Origin of the sequence: Nocardia wallacei (assembly GCF_029869545.1) — a bacterium.
Taxonomy (GTDB): Bacteria; Actinomycetota; Actinomycetes; order Mycobacteriales; family Mycobacteriaceae; genus Nocardia; species Nocardia wallacei_A.
Genome location: NZ_JARWQD010000205.1, coordinates 1 through 24,629, shown reverse-complemented (window position 1 = coordinate 24,629; position 24,629 = coordinate 1). Strand labels below are relative to the sequence as shown.

Below are 24,629 nucleotides of genomic sequence, written 5' to 3'. Positions count from 1 at the left end.
CCCCCCCGTCGCGTGTTGTGTACAGTTTCGCCCCCACCCCGATCCCCCCCCCCCCCCCCTCGGGGGGGGGGTGGGGGCGCGCCCCACGAGACGGTCACCTACACCGACCTCACCGTCCATGTGCACGGCAACCGACCGGTGCCCGACGCGATGCCGCTGGCACTACTCGCACCAGACGCGAACGGATGGCTGGTGTACCTGCCGATCCGCCTCGGCGCCGACGACTGCCTGTTCCACCACGTCGACACCCTCGACGCGGCCACGCGCCGCCGGTACCCGCCGCCGCCCGCCGTGCTGGCACAGGCACTGCAGCAGTTGCCCGCGTACTCGGCAACGGTGGGGAGCCACGAGTGCTGGTACTTCACCCAAGACCCGGACATCGAGTACGAGCACAAATTCACCCTTCCCGCCGAGACCGACATCTACGCCCTCGCCCGCGACATCAAGACCGAGATCGGCCGCGGCGAGCTGCACCGGTACCGCGCGGAGTTCCGCAACGACTTCGAGCTGTGGCAGTTCGGCAACCACATGTTCGACATCACCGGCCCCACCCCGGCCGACCGCGGCTACGCATCCTTCATCCCACGTCTCAACGGCGGCTACACCATCAAACGCAAACAGTTCGAGCACGACGGATTCGCCCGCACCGAACGCAAACTCGACTGCCCGCACCACATGGCCACCACCGCGGACATGGGTGCCTACCTGACCAGACAGCTCGATCTCGACGCCAGCTACCTGGGTAGCTTCGACCGGATCCGCTTCGACGCCATGCTCGAAAGCAGCGAAACCGGGCACATCTACTCACTCATGACCGACCGCTGCACCGTCACCGGTAACGGCGCAGTACTGCAGCAGCTGGAAATCGAATACATCAACTCCCGCGGCAACAGGCGCGAATGCCGCACCGAGATCCTTGACGAACTCGACCACCTCAAGACCTGGACACAGCGATACCTCAACGACCAGAACATCCCTGCCAGCACCGACTACACCTCGAAATACACCTTCCTGCAAAACCTTTCACACGCCACAGATCATTGCGCATAGCACCGGAGATCCGCTCATGCCTGCATTGACTGGGCCAGTCCTCGAAACACGTTGCACACCAAGCAAGGTGCCGACTATCGAGTCAGTGCGCTTATACGTGACTTGCTACTTGGCAGCCAGGTGGCACGGATTACCGGTACGTCGGAGCATAGAAATAGCGACGTACAAACATACAGATGAACAGATATGAAGTTTTGCGGGTTATGAAGCCCCAGCCACAGCTGAGACTGTCGAACTGCTGGACTGCTGAGTATCGGACCCTGCGACTGTTGCCATTTCATAGGAATAGGTATAGGACTATGTCATGGGTAGTGAATCGAAGCGACACGCCGTGTGACGGGATGCATCGTTTTCCTTTGGTTGCCCGGTATTCATTTCAACCATGTCGAAACGACGCCGTAGCCGTAAAAGGCAGAAGCGAATCAGGCAACAGAGCAATCTGATTGGCAAGCCGGCGACACCGGAGCGGATTGCCGAGCCGAGTGATGCCGATACCGCGCCCGCGCGAGACTGTGGAGGTAGTGAGGACGACAGCGGCGGTGACCCGGACGGGGTGATTCGGCTCGATCGGCTGCTTGCTTCCCTCGCCGTGGACGACATCGATGATGCATCCGTTCTGGTCGATGAATGGGAAGACGAGAGCCGCTATGACGAGGACGATGCCGCGCTGCGGCTGAGGCTCGAGTCGTGGCAGTTCCGGGTGGCGGTGCACATGGGTTTGATACCCGAGCACGGACACGATGGACGCTGGTCCCAAAGGGTGATCGACTCCGTAGCCAGTCGAGTCTCCCAGATCCTCGAGGAGGTCGGCACCGAGTTCCCGATCGGCGCGTGGCGAGGCGCCGACCGGATAGCCGACCGTCTCGGTGTGCCGTTCTCCGCGGAGGACTTCCGGCTGCTGGTCCGGCAAGGGCACCTCACGGCCGTGAGTCAGTGGAAGGGATCACCGACGTACTCGGTGCGAGACATCGACGCGTTCTGTGACGACCACGGCGACGCGATCCGGCGAACCACGCTTGAGCACCAGCAGTGGCTCGACCACAGTTACTCCCAGCATGAGGCGGTGAGCCTGCTGGGCTGGACATCGCAGGAACTCACCCAGGTATTGCGCGAACGCCGCATCATGCCCGGCAAGGCGGGCCGATACGCGCAAGCCGACATCGACGCACTGCTGGACGACGATGCCCTCGATGAACACGTCCTCAGCCAGCGTGTCATCGGACCGAACGAGGCCGCGACACACCTTGGCATCCGGCGCCGCGACTTCGAGTACTGCGTCGCTGCCGGCTGGATCACGCCGACCCGATGGACACAGACAGAATTCCGGGGCCGCACCCTGGATGTCGCCCTCTACAAGATCTCCGACGTGCAGGGGCTACTCGAGATTCCCGACGTCGACTGGGACGCCGTCCGGGCCGTCGCGCCCGGCAAGGTCTCTCCGCTGCGGAAGTTCGCCGCCCTGCCGATATCCCGGGCCGCGGCGATCAAGCACTTCGCCGCGACGCTGTCGGGCCGATACGGTGTGGCCGCGACGGCCGAGTTCCGCTGGCGCCACGACGAATGGCGCATCCGCTGGACCCCAGGCCCGGACGGTGAGCCGACCATCGAGACCGTCACCGCCGACTGGAAAGCAGACCCCGACCTCTGCGAACTCGCCACCTCCATCGTGTTCGACACCGGCACCGTGCCCGAACACGCCCGCATCACCCCGGCCATCGAATCCGGACCGGCACGCAGCAAACCCACCGAGCCGGACGGACTTGCCCCGGCCGCATCGTGGGACGACGTCCAGTCGAAGATCGTCGCCAGGCTCGAGGCCGGGCGCCCACCAGCGCTGAGCCGCCACGACGCCCAAGCGCTCGTCACCGAGTTGCGTCGCTGGGGCGTCGAACCCACCCACCTCGAGGATCCCTCCACCTGGAGCGTCTACAGCCGCCCTTGGTACACCAACGAAAAACCTGCTGGCACACCAGAACACATCGCCGCACTGTGCGGGCGCCTCGACGCCAGCGTGGACCACCGGTTCGCGGTCAACCTCAGCAAACGCGACACGCGGATCCTGCTCGACTTCATCGCACAATGCCGTCCCACCCAGCAGCAACCGGTCTGCCTGGACGACGAATAGCCGCATCCACGCTCCAGAACGCCACGAACCATAAGAAGCTTGGCCTCTTAAGAGAGGGACGCCCCGGATGGCAGACCCTGCAGCCGAAGCGCGAATGTACCGGTTCTATGCCGACATGCTCGACGCCTACGGAGAGCAATGGCCCGAACGGCTACTCGACAACCTGACCTTTGATACCGACGCACCGGAGATCGAACTGCCACCGGCAGCACAAGGACCGGAAGGCATCCTGATCGCGGTGACCGTCCGCTTCCCGCAAGATGCCTACAAGCAACTCAAAGCCCGCGCCTACGCCGCAGGGATGAGCATCGAGGACATGATCATCGACTTCGCAACATCGGAACACGACCAATAGACCGGTCGTCGACCGCATCAACCCTTGGGTTTCGGCAGCCTGCACACCGGGCGACGCGAACCTTGTTGGGATAGTCGACATTCCGCGCCAAGACGCCCAGCAGTTCACGACCGCGGTCAGTGCGAAACATTCCGGCTGGTTACCTTGCGCGACCGGAAGCACTGGCGTAGCAGTGAGCCCCGCCGCCGTCATCGAATGGGTCCCAATGGATTTCACCACTTTGATGCCCCACCGCGAATCCGCAACCACCTCGAGAACTGTCTGCTGAGTGTCCTCGGCCCACTGCGCGACGCACGTTGTCAGCTCCGCACCGTCACTGTTGCGTATCCGGACAGGAGTGTATGCGAGAAGTTCGGCTGTGGCTCCGACGTGCACGATCAGCCGGTGTGGCCAGGCGCTGCGGCAGAACTCGGTGATCTGGCGGCGTTCCTGGATGGTCAGGCTCGCGAATTCGCCGGTGGTGCCGTTGACCAGCACGCTGGTGACGCCCGCGTGGTCGAGCAACGCCAGGTATTCCCCCAGTGGCGCGTAATCGATAGAACCGTCGGACCGGAACGGTGTCGCGAGGGCAACGATCGGTGACATGGTCATGCCCGTGTTCCTAACCACCCGTACGCCAGAGTCGAGTAGCCATGCACGGCCCATGGCGTGTCTGGCATTACGATCATTCCCGGCGGTCGTGCCGGTCATTGTCGCTGGTATAGACGGCGACATTGGGGAGCCAGTACCCCATACCGGCCGTCTTGGCGGACCACACGATCGCCGCGATGCTGGTGTCGTCATCGAGTTCGACGAGCTTCCCGGCGAACATCGCCAGCAGCGACGCCGAATACACCTCGTCCACAACGATTCCAGGGCTGTCGGCACGAAAGTGCTTCACCGCATCGCCGGGCACGCTGTCACGGGTGGCGACCTGCCACGTCGCGGCCGGACGGTCGGGCGACGAAACGTACGCTGCCGCCTCGTCCAGATGCGCCGGTTGCACCCACGCTGTCGCCGTGTCCTGCATATACGGTGGTTGCGGCGGGGTGCGAGGGTCGTTGATGTCGTCGCCGTACAGGGCAGCAGCCAGGGTCGCTGTGGTGTCGGGTTCGTCGATCCAGGCCGTGATCTGGTCGGCGTTGGGGCCGGCGACGGTGTAGCGAACCTCTGGAGACTCGTTAGGCGCGGGCGCGCCGTCGGGAGCCGGTGGGACCATGACCGCGACGAGCTGGGTCAGTTCCCGGTAGGTCAGCTTGAGGTAGTGATTGCCGATGTCGGGGTCGGCGATCCGGCCTCCGTCGAGCATCCCCTGCCCCTCGCGGGGCCACCACATTTCCAACGGCGACGTGGCGATCACCGCCATCAGCAGATCCTCGATCCCGATCCACCGGCGGTCCTGCCCAGCAGCGAAGGCGGCCGCACGCTGCAACGCCTTCACCACATCCGGGGCAACACCAGTCACCGACATCTCGAGTTCGTCAGGAATGCTCATGCGGTCCATCATCATTCGCAGCGGTGACACGTCGATGGCTCGCGACAGAACTGCTGCCCGGCCTTGGACAACGCGGCCGCGCTCGCAAGGTGGCGAGCGCTGTGAGTTTGTCGGTGCCGTCCGGCATGCTGGAGTTCATACGCCGTCGATCCTCACGGAGTGCACGATGTCATCCACTCATACGAGCCCTCAGCCGTTGTCCGACAGCGATATTCGGCAGATCGCGAGGAACATCGCGGACGGTCGACCACCGCAGGTGTGGTTTACCGCGCACGCGGTCGGCGTGCCGGAAGGTCATTCGGGAAAAGTCGTTGCTCTCCGAGACCCTGCCGAGCCCGATTTTCTGCAGGTCAAACCAACTGGCGGTAGAGACACACTGGGCTTCTCGCCTGTGGAATTAACCCTGACCAAACCCTCTCGGCGTAGCTCCCGCAACGCCGCGGCCCGGTCAGCGCAGAACGCGCTATGGTGATCCGGGCCGCCAGCGTCGACATCGTTCGTGATCGGTTCCGTCCACACCTGTTGTCCCGCAACACTTTCAGATGATCGGGGCGAGGTGGAGGGGCAGTACCTAAGCAACGTCCGATCACGGTGCGTGTGTTGGCGCGGATCAAACTAGGCGCTCCGCCGAAGGACGGTTGGATGCCGCACGACAGCAACCTCGCCAATTGCGGCTGGAGATCCCAACTTGCGCGCCTCCCGGGTACTATGCCGCGATTGCACCGCTATCGTCGGCGAACTGAGTACGGTACAACTCGGCATAACGGCCGCCGAGGGCGAGCAGTTCGGCGTGGGTGCCGCGTTCGATGATCTCGCCGGCCTCGAGAACGAGGATTTGGTCAGCGCTGCGGATCGTGGACAGGCGGTGTGCGATGACCAGCGACGTTCTGCCTTCAAGTGCCTCGGCCAGCGCCTCTTGCACTGCGGCCTCGGAGGTGGAGTCCAGCGAGGCGGTGGCCTCGTCGAGGATCACCACGCGCGGCTGCTTGAGCAGCAGGCGGGCGATCGTCAGGCGCTGGCGCTCACCGCCGGAGAGCCGGTAACCGCGCTCGCCGACCACCGTGTCCAGCCCGTCCGGCATGGAGGTGACCAAATCACGTAACCGGGCGCGCCGCAACGCATCCCAGATTTCTGCGTCGCTGGCGTCCGGCCGGGCCAGCTGGAGGTTGGAACGAATGGTGTCATGAAAAAGGTGCCCGTCCTGGGTGACTAGACCGATCGTCTCCTGAATCGACCGGGCGGTGAGCCCACGCACATCCACTCCGTTGAGCCGGACGGCACCAGAATCCACGTTGTAGAGGCGCGAAACCAACTGGGCAATCGTAGATTTGCCCGCACCGGAGGAGCCTACGAGTGCGACCATCTGGCCGGGTTCGGCGCGTAGCGAAATCCCGTGCAGCACTTCCTCACCGCCGCGGGTATCGAGCGTTGCGACATCCTCGAGCGACGCGAGCGACACCTTGTCCGCCGCTGGGTAGCCGAAGCGCACCGAGTCGAACTCCACTGCGACCGGGCCGGTTGGTACCTGGGTGGCATCGGCTGCATCCTCGATGAGCGGTTTGATGTCCAGGATTTCGAAGACGCGCTCGAAGCTGACCAGTGCCGACATGATGTCGACCCGGGCGGTCGCCAGCGCAGTCAGCGGAGTGTACAAGCGGGTTAGCAGCAGCGACAGCGACACCACCGCACCGGCATCGAGTTGCCCGCGCAGCGCGTACCACCCGCCGAGGCCGTACACCAGCGCCACCGCCAGCGCGGAAACCAGTGTCAGGGCGGTGACGAACACGGTCTGGAGCATCGCCGTGCGGACTCCGATGTCACGTACTCGGCTTGCACGCAGGGCGAATTCGCTCGATTCCTGCTGCGGCCGCCCGAACAACTTGACCAGGGTGGCGCCGGGAGCGGAGAACCGCTCGGTCATCTGGGTGCTCATCGCGGCGTTCAGTTGTGCTGCCTCGCGCTGGATGCTCGCGACCCGAGTGCCCATCCGCCGTGCCGGGATCATGAACAGCGGCAGCATAAGCAGTGCCAGCACGGTGATCTGCCAGGACAGCTGCACCATGACGACGAGCGTCAGCAGCAACGTGACGAGGTTGGTGACGACGCCGGACAGCGTGGTGCTGAATGCGCGCTGCGCACCGATCACATCGCTGTTGAGTCGGCTGACGAGCGCGCCTGTGCGGGTGCGGTTGAAGAAGGCGATCGGCATCTTCTGTACGTGGTCGAATACGGCCGTGCGCAGGTCCAGGATGAGGCCCTCACCGATGCGTGAGGACAGCCACCGGATCACGATGCCGAGTGCTGCATCGGCTACCGCGACGACGCCGATGACCAGTGCCAGTAGCACGACAGAACTCGGCGCCGCGTGACCGACGATCTTGTTGACCACCTGGCCGGCCAGCACCGGATTGGCCACTACTAACAGCGCTGAGGCGATGCTGAAGATCAGGAATCCGACCAATTGCGGGCGGTGCGGCCGCGCGAACCGCAGGATGCGCCGAGCCGTGGCGCGGCTGAGCGCGCGCCGTTCCTGCGGCGCATGGGCCTGCCGGTAGAGCTGACTCCACGCCTCCGACTCGATACTCATCTGCTCGCTCCTTCGTCGTCGGGCTATTGAACCCGAGGGCACCGACACTAAGACCTCAACAATGGTTGAGAGCAAGTCACACCTTGGCCGGTCTCGATTCGCCCAAGGCGAAAGGGCAGATGGGTGCTGATGGCGTGGTCGTTGGACCTCGGCCCAGCACCATCGCGCACTCTGCGCGCGACGTGCACGAATGATCGCGGGGACTGAATGCGGTGAGCGCAACGTGGGCGATTCACCTGCTGTGCCGTTGGCCGGTGGGCAGGCTCATACGGGAGCAGGCCGCGGGTGGGCATCAATCTGCGTGTTTCGGGTTGGAATGGCGTCCGTATGAGAGCTGCACGTGGGGGCTCGACCAGATGTGCACGGTTTCGCTGCCTCCACCTTCACGTTGCGCGCACTGGCAGGGTCAGCATGTGTGACGGGAACAGGCCTTCGGGCCGGAGTGTCGGCGTGGAGGCTGAAGCGATTGTGGAGCCATTGGTGCCAGGCCGTGCGCTGGTCTCGGTGACGTGCGATTCGTTCGCGGCGCTCCTGCGGTAGTCCGTGGGCGACGGCAATGCTGTCGAGGTGCACCGGCCCGGCGGTGATCGTGCCGTGCTGGTGGACCAGCAGGCCTGCGGTGGTGAGGGTCGCTAGGGCGGAGTATCCGGCGCTGCGACTCATTTTGGCGGCCGCGATCGCATCGGCAGGAGTGCCGAGCTGGTGGTGGGCGACGAGCTCGTAAAGCCTGCGGCAGTGGAGACCGAGGACGCTCCATGCCTCGTGGACCGGTTCGACCCGAACTCGATCGATATGGATCGCGTCCGGCCGCACCCGGCGCCCGTTGATGTTCGGGGTGACCAGTGCGTACTGGTCGGCCAGCATTCCGGCGCCGCGGCGGGTTCGCAAGATCGGCGAACCTGGCCGATCCCGCAGATCCCGCAGTGCTTCCCAGACTGTGGTTTCGGGGAGACAGGCCATGATCGACAACGACCGACCGCCTATCTCAACCATCGGAACTCGGTGCACCACGGTGCCGGCGACGACGGAAGCATGGGCGAGGCCTTGTAGGAGCGCGAGGATGGTGCCCCGCCTCGGCGAGCCCGGCCATTGCGCGTCCAGCCATAGCGTTGCTGCGGCAAGCCATTCGGTTTGTCGTCGTGCGCGGTACGGATCCCCCCTCCACCCCCCTGTGTGATCTTTTTGCTTGTGCGCGGGCGGTAGGAATTCGGGGGCGGTGCGTGCCGCCCAGTCGCAAGCTTTGACCCAGTCGCGGCGTAACGCGTCGGCGGCGCCTCGCCCGTACCGGTCGTAGGAGGCCCAGAACCCTGCCCAGTCGCCGCCGGAGGCGGGCAGTTGGGCGCGGACGTCGGCGAGTGCGTAGCCGCGCAGTACTGCGGCTGCGAGGACCGATTGTCTTGCGGCGGAGCGGTCCTGGCGCCCGGTGCGTGTGCGCCAGCGGCCATCCCGTGCGCCGATGCCGTCGATGGCGAACGCGCGCACAGCGCGCGGGATGGGCGTGTGGCGGCGGAACTGTGCGCGCAATCGCGCGTGCTCGCCGACGCCTTCCCAGAGTTGGGGATTATCGGCAGCCGGTGTGCTCGGCGCGCGCGATGCGATTGGCTGTGGTGTGCACGCCGCGCGCAGGCTGCCATTGCCCTTGGTTTTGCCGGATCGGGTGTGGGTGCCGCCGAGAAGTTCGGTGAGTCGGGCAAGGAATCCGGGGGCTGAGCGGACGGTGAGGGTGTCAACGGCATCGTCGAGGGCGCCGATGAGTGTGCGGAATCCGCCTTCGCGGGTGCGGGTTCCCGGTGGGGTGATGCATCCGGTCGACGGATTGAGCATCGGCGTGATGTCGAGGGTGTTGAGCCGTGCCGCCAATTGTCGGAGGATCGGTTCGATCTGGCTGCGGCCGAGCGCGGTGCCGATCGGCAGGGGTACCAGCACGTGGCATCCACCGCTGGTGCTGCGGTCTACGATTGCGCGGCCGCCACATTGGCCGATCCAGTTCAGGCACCGACACACGTCGTCGGCGACCTCTTGAGCGCTGCTCTGGCGAGCGTCGAAATCTAGGGCCAGGATGCGTGTCTTTCCGCGGACGTACAACGGGACCGCGGCCGGCAGAGTGGGCAGACGGCGTGTAAGTCGTTGTGCGCGTTCGCGGTACGCCCCCAGCGCGGGATCCCATAGACGCATCGAACCCCGCGCGGCCAGCAGGGCGGCCAGCCGCCAGATCTGCTGGGCCTGGGTCTGGGTGTATCGGTGATCGATTGCGGCGGAGAGTAATTCGTGGAGTTGGGGTAGCTCAAGGCTCGGCGGGTACGGCGAGGTGCCGCCGATTCCGGCCGTTGTTGCGGCCGGGTGCAGGCGTGAGCTACCCTCGGACGTGCTTAGCAAGCTGCAGCCCTTCGGGGTTGTGCGCCCCCAGTTGCAGCTGGGGGCTTTGTTCTTTTGTTGGGGTTTTCGGTTAGGCCAACGGTGTCGCCGGACCGTGATTGCTAGTAGTTGAGCTACGTCGTGGCCCGGCGAGCGTTGGCATCATGCGCTGTGGGCAGTCACCTCCTGGTCGACGTTGTTGGTGCGCAGGCCGAACTGCCGCGCCCGGTCGATCGCGCGGTCGATCGTGGATCTGGCAAATCTGGTTCCCGTGGTTGCGGTCATTTGGGTGGCGATGGCGTGGGCGTTGGCGCCGCTCTGAGCCATTCGGAGCACCGCTACCAGGTGGTCCTCGTTGAGCCTGCTCTCCTTGCGCACTACGAGTTGATATGCGATCCGCTCGCACTGATCCAGTGCCGTTGTCGGCAAATCGCTTGCGGTGGGACCGAACTCATCGCGCTGCGGATCAGGTTCCGGGTCACCGGGCATTTCGCCTGCGATCCGTGGAGCTGGTTGGACGGTGGTGGCAGTCGCCAACTCCGGGGCAAGGCCCTGGAGTAGAGGCTTTGCGTCATCCTCGTGCGCGGCGCCCGGACTGGCAGATTCGCTTGTGCCCGAAGGGCTATCGGGGTCGGCGCTAGTCGACTCCGGCATGACGCTGTCGATCAGGTCTGCATATCGATTGGAGAGCCAGGCGTGCAGCCACAGGCAGACGACGATCATGACCGGTGCCACGCTGTACTGGGCCGCGCGACCGAGATCATCGTCCGCCAGGTGAGGACCGGCATTGAGCGACACTGTGAGGAGGAGCAAGGCACCCTCGAACAAGAGGACCTTGGAGCGGTCCACCTTCTGCCCGTGTCGGGCTGCGGTGGAGGCCAGCGTCATGATCTCGAAGATGGGGATCGAGACCACGAACTCGATGCCGAAACTCAAGCCCCACAGGGCCCACCAGGTCGGTCCGCTCGGCCCACTGCCGTCGGGGACAAGATTTCGGCCCACGTTGACCGCAGACCACAACAGCGCGCCGACGATGACCACGCCAAGGTTCCGTGACATCACCGTCGCTCGACGATGAAGCGTGCCGACCTTGGCATTCGGGTCGGTCACGCGCCGCCGGGCGGATAACGCCTCCTCATGCCAGCGCTTTTCGCGCTCCTCGCGACGCCGGGCACGCTCGGTGGCTTTGACACGACGGAACTCCGCTGCGAGTTGCCGAACGAAGACGCGCTTGCGCATCCTCCGCCGTTTCGTGCGCATGCTCTTGTGGAGGTGGCGTTCCTCGTCGATTTCGCCTTCCGACATCTCCTCGTACAGCGCCGGGTCGTACTGCTTCGCTACCCGAGCACGTGCTTTCTCGATTCGGTCAGACAGGCTGTCGTCGCGCTCACCGTTCCCCAGCTGCGGTCGGTCGGATTCGCGCAGACGCTGAATCCGTCGATTCGGTGCGGTCTCCGCCGTCGCCCCGGCGTTGGAGTCGACCGGTACCGGGCTGTGCGGTGCCGGACCGTTGGGCATCCCGATGTCTGGACTGTTCCTCGTCATCGTGCTGCTCCTGGATGACATGAGGTGCCGGCTGCCAACGGTGGAAACTGCAGGCCGAGACTTCCTGCGAGGGGATGTGGTTCGCCGGTGAGCGCCGCGAGTGCAGCCGCTACCTCATGAATCGTTGCTTCGGTGTAGATGTCGGTAACGGATCCGACGCCGTGGCCCGCGAACGCCCTGGCGACCGCCTTGCCGAAGTTTCGCTCGACCCATGTGACGGTGGTGTGGCGGATCCAGTGGATGGTGATGCCGCGGCCGTCGACGACGGGCACGTATTTGCGCAATCGTTCCCACAGGTAGTTGTAGCGCTCGCGGGTGAGCGGCCGCCCGTCTCGATAACGGAGCAGCGGTTCGGAAGGTGCGGCGCCTCCGTCTTGCTGGTGTTTCAGCAATGCGGCCATCAGTGTCGGTGAGACCGGTTGCCATCGCTCGACCCATCGCTTTTCTCGCAACAAGACGAGTGACTGGGCCGGATCGAGGTCCTGCGGGCGGAGGCGCAGCGCACCGATTTGGCGACACGCTGTTTCGGTGTGTAGCCGGAGGATGAGGGTGTCGAGTTCTGGATCGTTACCGCTGATCGCGGCGAATCTGTTGATTTGAACCAGAATCTCGTCAGGGATGGCCAGCCTGCTCGACGGCATCTTCGCTGGGACCGGAAGGTGACGTGCCGGGTTCCGCCCCGCATCGATCAGGCCGTCATTCTGGGCCTGCCGGTACAAGTGTCGTATCGCTGCCGTCGCGTTATATGCCGTTCCCCAACCGCCGCGGTCGTTACGGCGTACCTGCCGCGTAGCCTTCAACGACTCGATGAGCCCTTTGAGTTCGGTAGCCGTAGCCTCGTCGAGCCGCTTGTCACTCCAGCCCGGTTGGGCGAGCAGTCGGCGCCAATAGGCACCGAAGGATTCCCGGGTCCTATTTGCGGGCATCGCCGCGATGACAACCGGGATGTACTCACCGAACGTGGGAACCGTCCGGCGTGCACCAGACAGAGCGAGAAGATCGTCAGCGGCTACACCGAACTTGTCGAGAAGTGCAGCGACAGCCGCAAGGTTCCTGTCTCCGAGTGCTGCATCGGTCACAACGCACCTGCTTCTGCGACACCCGCCAGACGGGCTGTCACCATCTCATCGACCACCCGCGGCGGCATCGCGATCAAATAGTCTGCGCCCGTACGCACTACGAACAGCATGCGGTCCCCGACGTGCGTCGAGGTGGCTTGGCGGAGCCGGGCGGGCAGGCGCAGGTACCCACGGCTGGTGACGAGTGCCTGGCCGCGGCGGCCCGGCGACAAGATGACCATGTCGTCCTCGAGATGCCATGCCAGCCGCTGTCCTGGCTCCCAGCCCAGGCAGGCAGCCAGATTCCGATCGGTAACACGCCCTCTGAGGTCTACCGGCCGGAGGGCGTAGTGCGCCCGCACGATCCGCTCGCGGATCTCGATCACCGGCATTCGGCGCGCCAGGTCAACGGCGAGGCTACGACCGGGCTTGCCGGAAACGCCCTGGTGATCATGGACCGGAGGAACTACGGGGGGCAGCAACGGCTCTACCACCGGCCCCACCCCCTGCGGCTGTTAGAGCATGGTTCTGTCTGGAAAACGGGGGTGAGTTCGCCCCAAAAAACCGATAGTTCCACGACACCATTCGCGGCAATCTGCTGCTGGCGCGGCCCGAGGCGTCCGAGGCCGAGCTGTGGGACGCGCTGGGCCGCGCCCGCCTACTCGATCTGGTGGAGTCGATGCCGGACGGGCTGGACACGGTGGTCGGCGAGCGCGGTTACCGGCTCTCCGGCGGTGAGCGCCAGCGCCTGACGATCGCCCGCCTGCTGCTCAAGCAGCCGCGCGTGGTGATCCTCGACGAGGCCACCGCCTCACTGGACTCCACCTCCGAGGCGGCCGTGCAGGAGGCCCTCACCGCGGCCCTCGAGGGCCGGACGGCCCTGGTCATCGCCCACCGCCTGTCCACCATCCGCAACGCCGACCAGATCCTGGTGCTCGAGGAGGGACGCATCATCGAACGCGGGGCACACGGCCAGCTGCTCGCCGCCGGCGGCCGCTACTCGGAGCTGTACCGCACGCAATTCGCCGACGACAGCGACGCCCCGGTCGCCGCGTGAGCGGGGCGAGGCGGTTTCCTGTGGCCGCCGCACCGCTTCCGTAATCTGGACGGGTGGGAACGATCGACTCCGGCCGCGAGTGCGTTGTCGAGCGGGACGGCGCCGCGGCGCCGGTGGGTGCCGCGATGATCGGGTATCGCGACGGTGGGGGGCTGGACCTGCGGGTGGCGGGGGCACCCGCGGTCACGCTGGTGATCGAATTCGGGGACCGGGGGCTGACCGTCGACGACGCCGATGGTCGGCGGACGCTCGGTGGGTTCGTCGTCGGGCTGCCCGCCGAGCCCATGCGCATTCGCAGCGAGCGGGCCGAGTGCATCGAGGTGCGCCTGTCGCCGATACAGGCGTATTCGCTGCTGGGGGTTCCCCCGGCCGAGTTGGGGCGGGGGGCCGTCGGGATGGAGGAGCTGTGGGGGCCGCGGGCGCGACGGCTGCGCGCGCAGTTGGCGGACGCCGCGACCTGGGAGGGTCGCTTCGCGCTGACGAAATCGTTTCTTGCACAGCAGATCAGGCCGATGCGGTCGCCGGACCCGGAGGTGATCGCCGGGTGGCATCGCATCCTCGCCTCGCACGGCCGGGTGCGGGTCGGCGAACTCGCCGAATCCTCCGGGTGGAGCCGAAAACGGCTGTGGGCCAGGTTCGAATCGCAGATCGGCCTGACACCCAAGCGGGCGGCGATGCTGGTCCGCTTCCGCTACGCGGTCGACGGCCTGCTGGCGGGCCGACCGGCCGCCGACGTCGCGGCGACCTGTGGGTACACCGATCAGGCTCATCTGTGCCGGGATGTATCGATCTTCGCGGACCATACGCCGGGGGCGCTGACGTCGAATTACCTGCCCGCGATCGCCCAGGACCGCTACCGGGCCTGGGGAACATTTTTCCAATATCAATCGGGGCTCGTCGGCCGATAGTGGTGGTCACCTCGGGCGCGGCCGATACGGCGGCCCGGACACCGATCGACCACGAGAGGACACCCGTCGTGACCACACCCCTGGATACCGCCGCGCTACAGACCGCCCTCACCGATGTCCACCGTGCGGGCATGCCGGGAGTCTTCGCCGAGGTGCGCGACGGCGACGAGATCTGGCGCGGCGCCGCCGGAGTCGCCGACGTCGACACCGGCCGCCCCGTCACACCGGATATGCGGCACCGCGTCGGCAGCATCACCAAGTCCTTCACCGCCGCCGCCGTGCTGCAACTGGTCGAGGGCGGTGAGGTCGGCCTGGACACCCCGATCGGCCACTACCTGCCGCGGCTGGTCCCCGGCCAACGCGGTGCCGGGATCACGGTCCGGATGCTGATCAACCACACCAGCGGCCTCGCCGAATACATCCCGCACGCCTACCCGTCGTTCACGGGATTCCCCGCCCCGGCGAAGACGACGCCGAAAAGCCTGGACGACAACAGGTTCGCGCAATTCCACCCGGTCGAGCTGATCGGCATGGGGGTCGCGGCACCCGCCGTCGGGACGCCGGGCGGAACACCGGGGGTGTACTGCAACACCAATTACCTGCTGCTCGGTCAACTCCTGGAGCAGGTGACCGGCACCTCGGCGGAGAAGTGGATCACGAGGAACGTCATCGAGCGCGCCGGGCTCCGGGACACCGAGTTGCCGACCGGGCCGCACATCGACGGGCCGCACTCGCTGCACTACGAGGCGTGGTTCGGCATGATCGATCCGCCGCGCGACTACAGCGTGTACGACATGTCCTGGGTGAGCCCGGCGGCGTCGCTGATCTCGACCGTCGGGGATCTCAACCGCTTCTTCGGCCTGCTGCTCGCGGGCGAGATCGTCGGCCGCTCGTCGCTGACGGAGATGCAACGCACCGTCCCGGTCGTCTCCTTCGAGGGCAAGATCATCGATTACGGCCTCGGCCTGCACCGCTGGGAGGTCCCCGGTCACGGCACGTGGTGGGGTCACGACGGCTCGGCGTGGGGTAGCGGTGCGGTGTCGATGATCCGCGCCGACGGCGAGCGGCAGTTGTCGTTCGCGGTGAACCTGCAGCGCTGGCACAGTCTCTCCGATTCGGGCCAGCCGCAACCCCATCCCATCGACGAGGCGCTGGCCGCCTTCCAGCAGACCGCGGTAGGCGGCTAGCGCGATCGGTCAGGCCGTGGCGATCACGCCGTAGGCGCGGGCGAGGGCGAAGCTGTCCTCGTAGGCGATGTAGCGGGTGATGCGGCCGTTCTCGACGGTGAGGTGGAAGGCGAACGGGGACGCGAACAGCTCGCCGGTGGACCTCACCCGGTGGCGCATATTCCCCAGTCCGACGGCCTGTTCCCCGTCGACGACGAGATGTTCCACCGACAGTTCCTCCGCCTGCAGGTAGGTCGGCAGTTGGCGGAAGAACTCCGCGGCCTCGGCCTTCGTGTGGCGGCGACCGATCCAGGGCACCTGCGCCGCCCCGGGGACGTTCCAGTCGACCTCGTCGGCGAACATCTCCGCGATCAGGTCGAATTCGCCTGCGCGCGCCCGGCGGAAGAACGTCTCGGCGATGGTACGGGTGTCACTCATGGTTGCTGCTCCTTCTCGTATTACCTTGTGCTACTTACGTTCTGGGGCTCAGGCATCGACCTCGGCCAGCCGCGGCGCCGCCGGGGCCGCGGCCGGGGTACCGCGGCGTTCCAGCGCCCGGGTCCACCCGACGACCCCCAGCGCCGCCACGCCCAGCACCGCGCCGATCCACGCCACGGACGGATAGCCCAGGCCCGCACCGATCGCGAGACCTCCCACCCACGGGCCCACGGTGATGCCGACGTTGAAGGCCACGGTGTTGCTCGCGGCGCCGAGGGTGGGCGCGGTCGGCGCCAGCGCGAAGACCCGGCTGTTGAGCAGCGGGTTGATGGCGAGCGCGAACGCGCCCAGCAGGAAGGCCAGCACCACAACGGGAATCGCGTACCGCGCCGTGGCGGCCAGCAGGATCAGGGTGACGGTGAGTGCGGACACTCCCACGACCAGGGTCCGCATCGGGTAGGAGTCGGCGGTCCGCCCGCCGACGATGATGCCACCGACCGCACCGAGTCCATACACGAGCAGCACCACCGGAACCCAGCCGTCGGCCAGCCCCGTCTCCTCGGTCACCAGCGCGCCCAGGTATGCGAAGGCCGCCATCTGCGCGGAGGTGGCCAGGATGGTGGTTCCGTACAGCAGTCCGACCGGCCTGGTGGCCAGGCCCCGCAGCTCGCGGCGCACCCGGGGCGCCTCGGTGGACCGCGAATTCGGGATCACGGCCAGCACGCAGAGCATCGCCACCGCCGACAGCACCGCGACCGCCCAGAAGGCGGCCCGCCAGCCCAGATGCTGGCCGATGAACGTCCCGGCGGGCAGCCCGGCGATATTGGCGACGGCGAACCCGCCGGCGACGATGCTCATCGCCCTGCCCCGCTCGTTCTCGCGGACCAGCCCGACGGCGGTCAGCGAGGCCACCGCCCAGCACCCGGCGTAGACGAACGCCGACACCACCCGGGTGGCGAGCAGCACGCGATAATCCGAGGTCAGCGCGGCCACCACGTGCGCGGCGATGAATACCGCGATGAAGGACACCAGCGCGGTGCGCCGGGACCAGCGCGCGGTGACGACGGCCAGGATCGGCGCGCCCAGCAGCATCCCGATCGCGAAGGCCGAGATCAGCCAACCGGCCTGGGGCACCGAAATTCCCAAGCTGCCGGACAGCTCGGTGAGCAGCCCCGAGAGCATCAGCTCCGAGGTGCCCTGGGCGAAGATCGCCAGGCCCAGAATGTAGACGGCGGCGGGCATGGAGTTCCTTCCTGTTTTGGATCGCTCGGTCCATAATTGGAACGCGACAAGGTCGTATTTTTTAGATCATTCAGTACAAAATTGACGCGGCATCAAGCCGATGGATGCCTCTGAGCGCGGTGCCTCACAGGCAGGTCAGCGCGACATTCGCGATGCCCTCCAACGTCTTTCGCGTGGCACCCCCGCGGGCGGCCACGCGCATGCCGCCGATCGTGGCGATCACGAAATGCGCGAGATCGTCCGCGTCCCTGGATTTGTCGATCTCACCGGTGCGCTGGCCGGTGGCGATCACCGCGCGCAGCGCGGCCGATCGCTCGTCCTCGTCGGCACGCAGCATGCGGTCGATGGCCGGATCTCGCTGACCCAGCTCGACCGTGGCGTTCACGACCAGGCAGCCCAGCGGATCATCCGCGGGCGCATCCACACTCAGCCACAGCAGTGCCCGGATCTTGTCCTTGACCGAGCCCTCCCCGTCGAGCAGTTCGAACATGCGGGCGTTCTTCTCGGCCATGTATCGCCGCAGTGCCCGCTCGAAGAGATCGTGCTTGCTGGTGAAGGTGTTATAGATACTGCTTCGCCCCAGGCCGGTGGCCGCGCAGAGGTCCTGCGTGGACGTGCCGTCGTAGCCGGCGGTCCAGAATGCCTGCAGCGCCGCGCCCACCGCCCGCTCCTCGTCGAACTGCTTGGGTCGTGCCATGCGCCCACCGTAACACTTTTTGGATACTTCAGTCCAAAACAGTTCAGAACTCTCCGGCGACGCCCAGCACCGTCCGGCCGGAATGGTGCCCGGCCCGGATCGCGGACAGCACCTGTTCGGCCTCGGTGACCGGGGCGTAGTTCTCGTAGTCCGAAAGGTGTTGCGGCTTTAGATCTTTGCCCAGGCGCGCCCACAGCTCCCGGCGCTTGTCGATCGCGAAGTGGGCCGAGTCGATCCCCAGCAGCGCGACGCCGCGCAGGATGAAGGGCATCACGGTGGTGGGCAGCGCGGTACCGCCGGTCAGGCCGCTCACCGCCGCCGCACCGCCGTATCGGATCGAACTCAGCACGTAGGCAAGGGATTTGCCGCCGACGCTGTCGACCGCACCCGCCCACCGGGCCTTGTCCAAGGGGCGAAGCCCGGCCTCCGGATCCTCGGGCAGCCGACCGATCACCGATTTCGCGCCGAGCGCGGCCAGCCGGTCGCCCGCGTCGGTCTTGCCGGTCGAGGCGACCACCTCGAATCCGAGACCGGCCAGAATGTCCACCGCGACGGTGCCGACCCCCCCCGTCGCCCCCGTCACCACCACCCGGCCCGGCGCCCGGGGCAAAACCCCCGCCAAAACCCCCAGCCCCCACAAAACCCCCGTGAATACCGCCGTGCCCCGGGCCCCCGGCGCCCCCCCGGGCCCCGCCCCCGGCCAGAATGCCCCCCGCGCCGGGGCCGACCCCGCCGGTCGCCCCGGTCACCAGCACCGGGCCGGACGCCGGGGTCAGACCGCGCTCCAACAGCGCCTGCACGCTCATCGCCGCGGTGAATCCGGCGGTGCCGAGGGCCGCGGCCTCGCGCGTGCCGAGGCCGTCGAGCCGCACCACCCACTCCGCCGGGACGCGGGCGTATTCGGCGAAGCCGCCGTTGTGCGCGACGCCGATGTCGTAGCCGTGCGCGACCACCAGGTCGCCGGGCGCGAATCCGGGGTCCTCGGAGCTCACCACCTCGCCGGTCAGATCGATGCCCGGGATGATCGGGTAGTTACGCACCACCCCGCCGCCCGGCGTGATCGCCAGCCCGTCCTTGAAATTGGCACTGGAGAAGTGCACCTTGATCGTCACCGTGCCCGCACCGAGGAAGTCGTCGCCGACCTCCTCGCGCGCCAGCACCACGCCGCTGTCCGTCTCGTGTGCCACCATCGCCCAGAACTGCATGGGTCCGAGCATAGGTGCGGTGCGCGTGCCGAGCGCGGATCCGCGGGCGGGTCAGCGATCGTAGGAGGCGACCCCTACCGGACCGGCTCCGATGCACAGATCCAATCCCGGTGTGCGGGAAGCGATTCGGAGTACCGAACCGCTGCCCACCACGCGCACGAATACCGTGTGCAACCCCGCTCGCACCGGGGCGGTGACGGCGCGGCCGTGCTCGAGTCCGACCACGATGCGGCCGTCCCGGTCGGCGAAGTAGTTGAGCTGGGCCGTCCAGCCGTTGTCGAGCATGGGTCCGTCGAGCGGGAGTTCGACCGCCGCCTCGCCGGTGACGCGATGGCCGCAACCCGGTTCGGGACCGGGCCGGATACCGCGGTTCCACCACACCTGCGCGGGCACGACCTCGCCGGTGTCGGTGATCATCCGCAGCCGCGGCGTCGAATCGGCGAACGCGTCCGGTGCGACCGACGACAGCACCCGGCTGCTCAGATTCTGCGGATACGCCAGCGGGCTCAGCACACCCCAGGGCACCTCCTGATCGAGCAGGGGAGTGTGGTCCGCGGCGAGCGCGGCCGTCACATTCGTCAGGTACGTCCGAGTCGGACTGACCGACCAGGACCGCACATACGCACCCGTCGACCAGAGACTGCTGACGACGAACAACACCACCAGCCCAACCACCACGCCCGGGACGCTCGACCCCACACGCGCGCGAACCCGGCCCGGGGCGCTCGTCCGCGGCTGCGATCGCAGCAGGAGTGCGGCCGCGGCCGTCAGGACCACCGCGACGTCGGCCAGGTAGCGCAGGGACTGCATGAGTTCGGCCGCGGTGTTCGGCCCGCCCCGGATCAGTGCCACCGGCAGTTGGGCGGCGATCACGTAGGCCGCCACCAGGATCCACACCGGCACCACCCGCGCACGGGTCCGGATGGTCAGCACCGCCAGTGCGCCCACGGCCAGCCATGCCACGCCGACGGCCCAGCCGGGCGGCACCGCCCACGGTGTCGACGGCAGCCACCGCGCCCACGCCCAGGGCCCGCCCAGCAGCGCCGGGACGATGCCCAGCGACGTGGCGCTGTGCAGCAGGTTGCGCAGGCCGCCGAGGTTGCTGTGGACGCCGGAGGTGTCGAGCACGGTGAGATAGACGGCCAGCCAGCACAGCAGCACCGCCGCCGAACCCGCCCACAGCACCGCGCCGCGCCGGGCCACGGCGCGCACGACGCCGCCCCGGCCGTCGATATGACCGGCCAGCGCCGCCACGGCGAAGGCCACGAACGGAACCACGACCGACTTCTCGAAGAACAGCAAAGACACTGTGAGAACGGCGATTCCGGATATCGCGTACCTGCGGCGGCCGGTGCGAACCAGCAGCACCGCGTCACCGGTCACCCAGGCCAGCGCGATCTGCAGCGGCAGCGCGTTCAGCGCCGAGGCCCACCAGGCGAACGACGGCAGCGTCAACGGACAGAACAGGTAGAAGACCAACGGCAGCAGGATCAACCAACGGGTGCGCCGTACCGAAACGCCCACGGCCGCAGTGGAATCCAGCACGAGGAGCATCCGCAGCACGGCCAGCGAGGCCGCGAGCTGCAGCACCAGCATCGAGGCAACCGGCCCGGCCCACACCAGCGGCGCCGCCTTCGTCACGACCCAGGCCACGACGAAGGCCAAGGGCATGAAATGCCCATCGTGGTTGTACGACAACAGATCCGACGACAGCAGCGGATACGTCCCCGCCCTACCGACCAGGATCAGGTCGTCCCAGTAGAAGTATCCGCTCCCCGCCGCCCAGCCCCGGACCCCCAGCTGCACCGCGACGAGGCATACCGCGACCACCAGGGGTGCGGGCAATCGCGCCGCACCACGCGCCGGGGCGGCAACCGGGGCGACGTTCATGGCCACCCACGGTAGTGCCGATCGCTCCGAGGTCAGTCGAAGGTCGGCGTGCGCTTGCCCAGGAAGGCGGCGATGCCCTCCTGGCCGTCGGCGGAGTCGGCGCAGGCCGAGATGAAGGCCGCCTCGCGGGCGAGCTGCTCCTCGAGATTGTGGCTGGAGCTGACCAGCAGCAGCTTCTTCACATTGGCGTTGGCGTGCTTGGGCCCGGCGGCGAACCGGTCGGCCAGTTCGTCGACGACCGAGGTGAGCTCGGCATCGGGCACCACCCGGTGCACCAGCCCCCAGTCCAGGGCCTCACCGGCGGACAGCGCGCGGTTGGTGAGCATCAGGTCCTGGGTGCGGCGCAGGCCGATCAGGCGCGGGAGGTAGTAGGACGCGCCGCCGTCCGGGCTCAGGCCCGCCCGCGTGTAGGCCATGGTGAACGACGCGGATTCCCCCGCGATCACCAGATCCCCGGCGATGGCGAGGCTGAATCCGGCACCGGCCGCGGTGCCGTTCACCGCGGTGATCAGCAGCGCGTCCATCCGGGCGAAGGACGAGATCGCCTCGTGCAGATCCTCGGCCAGATGTTTGACGTAGCTCCCGGCGCCCGATCCCTGGGCCGCCATGGCCTTGAGATCGCCGCCTGCGGAGAAGAATTTGCCCGCGCCGGTCAGCGTGACCACCTTCAGCGACGGATCGTCGGCGCACCGGCCCGCCAGTTGCGCGAGCTCCCGGCCCAGGACGTCGTCGATGCCGTTGGCCGCCTCCGGCTTGTTCAAGGTGATCCTGGCGATACTGCCGCTCTGCTCGAACCGCAGGGTCTGGTACTCGGTCATGCGCTGCCTTCCGTGGGATTTCCTGCTGTCTGATCTTGCCGCACGATGCCGATTCGAAACGTTTGCTCGCGCGCTCACTGCGGCACCAGCTCGAGGCGGACGCCCAGCAGCCGGACCGGTCGGTCGAGTTCGAACCGGGCCAGCACCTCGCCGGCGGCCTGCACGATCTCGTCGACATCGGTGGTGGGAGCCGGAAGCTTGCGCTGTTTGGTGCGCGTGAAGAATGTGCTGCTGCGCACCGTCACCCCGACGCGCTGGGTGATGCGTCCCGCCGCGGCCATCTCCTCGGCGACCTCGGCGGCCAGGCGCGCCACCTGCCCCGCTATCTCGTCGCGGTCGGTGAGATCGTGGGGGAAGGTCTCGGATTTGCTGCGGCCCACCGGTATTCGCGGCTCGGTCACCACATCGGTGTCGCCGAGCCCGTGGCCGAGCGCCTTCAGATACGGCCCGGTGTTGGGCCCGAACTCGGCGGCGAGCACCGTGCGGTCGGCGGCGGCCAGGTCCGCGACCGTCTCGAGCCCCAGGTCCGCCATCCGTTTCGCGATGCGCGCACCGACGCCCCACAGGGCGCTGGTCGGGCGGTGGGCCATCAGCTCGGTCCAGTTGCCCGCGGTGAGCCGGAAGAGTCCGGCGCCGGTGTGTTCGGGCACCGCGTCGGATCCCCCTTTGCCCACCGACTTGGCGAAGCCCGTCGCGAGCTTGGCCCGGAGCTTGTTGTCGCCGATGCCGATAGCGCAGGTCAGGTCCAGTCCGGCGATGGCGGCGCGGATCTCGTGCGCCAATTTCTCCGGATCGTCGGTGTCGGCGGCCAGGAACGCCTCGTCCCAGCCGAGCACCTCGACGCGGACCGGGAAGGTGCGCAACAGATCCATGACCTCCTCGGAGGCCGCCTCGTAGGTGGTCATGTCCAGGGGCACGAAGACGCCGTCCGGACATTTGCGGGCCGCGGTGCGCAACGGCATGCCCGCCCGCACCCCGAAGGCCCGGGCCGGATACGACGCGCAGGTCACCACCTTGCGCGGTTCGGACGGATCCCCGTTCCCGCCGACGATGACCGGCAGCCCGCGCAGTTCCGGGTGCCGGCGGAACTCCACCGCCGCCTGGAACTGGTCGAGATCGACATGCAGCAGCCACCTGGGCACACCAGACAGTCTGCCCGGTTCGGGGCACTTGCGGCGATCAGTTGCACATCACACGATTTGGACCGGAACGTTTGGGGCATGTAGACAACCGACCGAATGGATAGTTTGAAGATCGGCAACAGGTGCGCGACAGGTCGGGGAACGAAGTGATAGCAGGTGAATGACGGAAAACTAGTGAACGTTTCGTATCCCCCCAGGTTGTCGCACCTCCGCCCGACGCTGTTCGTCCTGGCCGTCACCGCCGTGGCCGCGGTGGTGTTCGTCTTCACCACGGTCGATCCCTGGCTGGACAAGGCCGGGATCCTCGACGGCGGGCTGGACGCGCACATCTACCGCGACGGCGCCTGGAAGATCCTGCACGGGCATTCGCTGTATACCGAGGAAACCTACTTCGGGCTGCTGTACACCTACACGCCGTTCTCGACGCTGGCGTTCATCCCCATCGCGCTGTTTCCGTGGGGCTGGGTCACCAATACGTGGATGGTGATCAATCTCGGGGTGCTGTTCGGGTGTGTGCTGCTGAGCTGGCGGCTGCTGGGCTACCGGATCGACCGGAAGCTGGCCGCGGTCAGCGCACTGATGGCGCTCACCTGCGTGTTCATCGAACCCGTGCGCACCACCCTGTACTACGGGCAGATCAATCTCATGCTCATGGCGCTGGTGCTGTGGGACTTCTCGCGCGGGGATCGCAGCCGGCTGCGCGGCATCGGCGTGGGCGTCGCGGCGGGCATCAAGCTCGTGCCGCTCTATTTCGTCGTGCAGTTCCTCGCGATGCGGCAGTGGCGTTCGGCCGCCACCGCGGCGGGCACGTTCGTGGCCACCATCGCGCTGTCGGCGCTGGCGCTGCCCGGGGATTCCAAGCAGTACTGGGGTTCGACCTTCTTCCAGTCCAATCGGATCGGCGAGGATGCGCACCCGGCCAACCAGTCGATTCGCGGCGCGCTCGCGCATCTGCTGCATCTGCACTCGGCGCCGATGTGGCTGTGGATCCTGGTCGCGGGCGGGGCGACGGCGGCCAGCCTGGTCGTCACCGCCGGGCTGTACCGGCACGGGGAACGCCTGCTCGCGATCACCCTCGCGGGCATGACCGCCTGCGCGATCTCGCCGTTCGCCTGGGGACATCACTGGGTGTGGTTCGTGCCGCTGCTGGTCTATCTGGCCCATCGGGCGCAGTCCCGGCCGGGCTGGTGGGTGGCCGCCGTGGCCCTGATGCTCGCGATCGGTGCCTGGGCCTACCACTGGAACCCCACCTACGTCAGCGTCGGGGTGTTCCTGCTGCCGCCGTGGTGGACGGTCGCCCCGCTGCTGATGAACGCGTACGTGCTGATCTATGCCGTGGTGCTGGCGGCGGCGGGGGTGCTGCTGTGGCGGCTACACCGGGCCGCACCGTCGCGGCTCGATTCCGCGGATCGCCGGAATGACGAGGGGGGGGGGGGCCCCCCCCGGGCGGGGGGCCGCCCGCCCCCCGGGCCGGGCCGCCCGCGCGCGCGCGCGGGCGGGGGCGCGGGGGGGGGGGG

18 protein-coding genes and 3 pseudogenes are annotated in these 24,629 nt (G+C 67.2%); 6 read left to right on the top strand and 15 right to left on the bottom strand.

Annotated features, from left to right (window positions below; translation table 11 throughout):
- The first annotated feature begins 120 nt into the window (after positions 1–120).
- Both QH290_RS17070 and QH290_RS17065 read left to right on the top strand, forming a co-directional pair.
- Positions 121–1,050: a hypothetical protein gene (locus QH290_RS17070; protein ID WP_280383866.1), complete on the top strand. Its 930-nt coding sequence runs from the start codon at positions 121–123 to the stop codon at positions 1,048–1,050.
- Positions 1,051–1,432: 382 nt separating this feature from the next.
- Positions 1,433–3,175 (top strand): hypothetical protein, encoded by a 1,743-nt coding sequence (locus QH290_RS17065; RefSeq protein WP_280383865.1) that lies wholly within the window; start codon positions 1,433–1,435, stop codon positions 3,173–3,175.
- A gap of 151 nt (positions 3,176–3,326) precedes the next feature.
- Here the strand turns inward: QH290_RS17065 and QH290_RS17060 are convergent, their stop codons facing one another.
- From QH290_RS17060 to QH290_RS17030, 7 genes are all read right to left on the bottom strand, one after another.
- A complete protein-coding gene (locus tag QH290_RS17060; RefSeq protein WP_280383864.1) occupies positions 3,327–4,121 on the bottom strand; it encodes a dihydrodipicolinate synthase family protein in 795 nt (264 codons plus the stop codon).
- 73 nt (positions 4,122–4,194) lie between these two features.
- Positions 4,195–5,004 (bottom strand): hypothetical protein, encoded by an 810-nt coding sequence (locus QH290_RS17055; protein ID WP_280383862.1) that lies wholly within the window; start codon positions 5,002–5,004, stop codon positions 4,195–4,197.
- 706 nt (positions 5,005–5,710) lie between these two features.
- Positions 5,711–7,591, bottom strand: a complete 1,881-nt coding sequence (locus QH290_RS17050; RefSeq protein ID WP_280383860.1) for an ABC transporter ATP-binding protein — start codon at positions 7,589–7,591, stop codon at positions 5,711–5,713.
- Between the two features lie 264 nt (positions 7,592–7,855).
- Entirely contained in the window at positions 7,856–9,517 is a 1,662-nt protein-coding gene (locus QH290_RS17045) for a hypothetical protein (RefSeq protein WP_280383858.1), read from the bottom strand.
- 591 nt (positions 9,518–10,108) lie between these two features.
- A complete protein-coding gene (locus tag QH290_RS17040; protein WP_280383856.1) occupies positions 10,109–11,491 on the bottom strand; it encodes a hypothetical protein in 1,383 nt (460 codons plus the stop codon).
- Positions 11,488–12,570 carry a tyrosine-type recombinase/integrase gene (locus tag QH290_RS17035; protein WP_280383854.1) on the bottom strand — a complete coding sequence of 361 codons (1,083 nt, stop codon included), beginning with the start codon at positions 12,568–12,570 and terminating at the stop codon, positions 11,488–11,490. The genes QH290_RS17040 and QH290_RS17035 overlap by 4 nt, the downstream gene beginning before the upstream one ends.
- Positions 12,567–12,941 carry a hypothetical protein gene (locus QH290_RS17030; protein ID WP_280383853.1) on the bottom strand — a complete coding sequence of 125 codons (375 nt, stop codon included), beginning with the start codon at positions 12,939–12,941 and terminating at the stop codon, positions 12,567–12,569. The genes QH290_RS17035 and QH290_RS17030 overlap by 4 nt, the downstream gene beginning before the upstream one ends.
- A gap of 179 nt (positions 12,942–13,120) precedes the next feature.
- On the opposite strand from QH290_RS17030, the pseudogene QH290_RS17025 reads away from it, so the two are divergent.
- The 3 genes and pseudogenes from QH290_RS17025 to QH290_RS17015 form a co-directional block, all read left to right on the top strand.
- Positions 13,121–13,606: pseudogene (locus tag QH290_RS17025) on the top strand (ATP-binding cassette domain-containing protein); the annotation flags it as partial.
- Positions 13,607–13,659: 53 nt separating this feature from the next.
- Entirely contained in the window at positions 13,660–14,514 is an 855-nt protein-coding gene (locus tag QH290_RS17020) for a helix-turn-helix domain-containing protein (RefSeq protein ID WP_280268604.1), read from the top strand.
- 68 nt (positions 14,515–14,582) lie between these two features.
- Entirely contained in the window at positions 14,583–15,701 is a 1,119-nt protein-coding gene (locus QH290_RS17015; RefSeq protein ID WP_280383851.1) for a serine hydrolase domain-containing protein, read from the top strand.
- A gap of 9 nt (positions 15,702–15,710) precedes the next feature.
- Here QH290_RS17015 and QH290_RS17010 read toward each other — a convergent pair whose 3' ends face one another.
- From QH290_RS17010 to QH290_RS16980, 8 genes and pseudogenes are all read right to left on the bottom strand, one after another.
- On the bottom strand, positions 15,711–16,118 hold the full coding sequence (locus QH290_RS17010; RefSeq protein ID WP_280268606.1) for a nuclear transport factor 2 family protein: 408 nt from the start codon (positions 16,116–16,118) through the stop codon (positions 15,711–15,713).
- Between the two features lie 48 nt (positions 16,119–16,166).
- Complete coding sequence (locus QH290_RS17005) at positions 16,167–17,360, bottom strand: Cmx/CmrA family chloramphenicol efflux MFS transporter (RefSeq protein WP_280268607.1); 1,194 nt, start codon at positions 17,358–17,360, stop codon at positions 16,167–16,169.
- A gap of 124 nt (positions 17,361–17,484) precedes the next feature.
- Entirely contained in the window at positions 17,485–18,057 is a 573-nt protein-coding gene (locus tag QH290_RS17000) for a TetR/AcrR family transcriptional regulator (RefSeq protein WP_280268608.1), read from the bottom strand.
- Between the two features lie 43 nt (positions 18,058–18,100).
- A pseudogene (locus tag QH290_RS38105) lies at positions 18,101–18,727 on the bottom strand (zinc-binding dehydrogenase); the annotation flags it as partial.
- A 91-nt stretch (positions 18,728–18,818) separates the two neighbouring features.
- A pseudogene (locus QH290_RS38100) lies at positions 18,819–19,262 on the bottom strand (alcohol dehydrogenase catalytic domain-containing protein); the annotation flags it as partial.
- A gap of 51 nt (positions 19,263–19,313) precedes the next feature.
- Positions 19,314–21,152, bottom strand: a complete 1,839-nt coding sequence (locus QH290_RS16990; protein ID WP_280383849.1) for a hypothetical protein — start codon at positions 21,150–21,152, stop codon at positions 19,314–19,316.
- A 32-nt stretch (positions 21,153–21,184) separates the two neighbouring features.
- Complete coding sequence (locus QH290_RS16985; protein ID WP_280268611.1) at positions 21,185–21,970, bottom strand: enoyl-CoA hydratase/isomerase family protein; 786 nt, start codon at positions 21,968–21,970, stop codon at positions 21,185–21,187.
- 74 nt (positions 21,971–22,044) lie between these two features.
- A complete protein-coding gene (locus QH290_RS16980; protein WP_280383847.1) occupies positions 22,045–23,112 on the bottom strand; it encodes a DNA polymerase IV in 1,068 nt (355 codons plus the stop codon).
- Between the two features lie 198 nt (positions 23,113–23,310).
- Between QH290_RS16980 and QH290_RS16975 the strand changes: the two genes are divergently transcribed.
- Positions 23,311–24,629 (top strand): glycosyltransferase 87 family protein (locus QH290_RS16975; RefSeq protein WP_280383845.1); only part of this gene is annotated, 1,319 nt, incomplete at its 3' end.